Raw genomic sequence first — 1618 nt, forward strand, 5'->3', positions numbered from 1 at the left:
ACTATGGGCATCCTTTGCGGCCTTCTTCTGGCTTAATAGATGGTTCCCTCATTGGCTATCTGTTGCAGTCATTGGGCTCTTATATGTGTCGACAATCTTAGCTATTGTTAATCGAAATACCCCGCCTGAAAATAAGGTGACCTGGCTCTTGATTGCCGTCATTCCTGTCTTTGGATCGCTTTTATACCTCATGTTTGGAGAGCGACGTTTGTCCAAAAAGGAAATGATCCAGCTGAAAAATATGGAGTCCATGAAGTTTCGAGAGGACAATAGTCATCAGTTGCGTAAGGAGCTCAAGCAAGAAAGCAAGGCGGTTTATGGCTTGGTCAAGTCGATTTTATCCATGGATCACAATGCGGATCTCTACAATGGGACGGCATCAACCTTTTACCCTCTAGGGGAGGAGATGTATGCGCAACTACTAGAGGATCTGAGAGCGGCGAAAAAATTTATCTTCATCGAGTTTTACATCATTGATGAGGGCTTGATGTGGAACAGTATCCTAGAGATTTTAGAGCAGAAAGTGAAAGAGGGGGTCGAAGTCAAACTCCTTTATGACGATATCGGCTGTATGGCGACCTTGGCTGGGAACTATACCAAACGATTGCGAAAGATGGGGATTGATGCCCATAAGTTTAACAAGGTGATCCCCCGTCTAACAGTGGCTTATAATAACCGAGACCACCGAAAGATTCTGGTCATTGATGGGCAGATCGGCTATACGGGTGGTGTCAATTTGGCAGACGAGTATATCAACCACATTGAGCGGTTTGGTCACTGGAAGGACAGTGCCATCCGCTTGGATGGACGAGCTGTTAAGGCCTTAACGCGACTCTTCCTCATGAACTGGTACATCAACCGTGGGGAAATCGAGGATTTTGACCGCTACCATATTGAAAACAAGGCAGTCGAAGGCGAAGGGCTCTACATTCCCTATGGGAGTGGACCAAAGCCGATTTACAAGTCGCAGGTCGGAAAGACGGTCTATCAAAATATGATCAACCTGGCGACGGATTACGTCTATATCACGACTCCTTACTTGATCATCGATTATGATTTGACAGAAGATATCCGCAATGCGGCCCTTCGTGGGGTGGATGTTCGCATCGTGACCCCGCATATTCCGGATAAAAAATTGATCCAAATTGTTACGCGTGGGGCTTACTTGGATCTGATGGATGCTGGTGTGAAAATCTATGAGTACACGCCTGGTTTTGTCCACAGTAAGCAAGTTCTTGCCGATGATGAAATGGCGGTTGTAGGGTCGATTAACTTTGATTACCGCAGTTTGGTCCATCACTATGAAAATGCTGTCTGGATGTATCGGACGCCTGCTCTGAAAGAGATTCGGGCGGATTTTGACCATATCTTTGAAGTGTCTCAAGAAATCACTGAAGATACCTTCCGCTTTACTTGGCACCAAAGCTTAATCAAGGAAATTATGCAATTGTTCGCACCGATGTTGTAATAGGTGTAGAAATACAGAAGAAAGAGTCAGAAGCTGAGAGATCTGACTCTTTTTCCATAGGACTATGTGGCAAGAGGCTGACATGGTCGGCAGAATTTGGTATACTAGAGAAGATAATGGGCTTTTTTCTAAAAGGAAAGAGCAGAGGAA

1 protein-coding gene is annotated in these 1618 nt (G+C 45.2%); it reads left to right on the forward strand.

Going from position 1 to position 1618, the window contains the following annotated elements:
* On the forward strand, positions 1-1468 hold a 1468-nt coding region (cls, locus tag PAN06_RS14140), incomplete at its 5' end, for a cardiolipin synthase (RefSeq protein ID WP_269796649.1).
* Positions 1469-1618 lie beyond the last annotated feature (150 nt).

The sequence above is a fragment of the Streptococcus sp. SM3 genome (assembly GCF_027497875.1).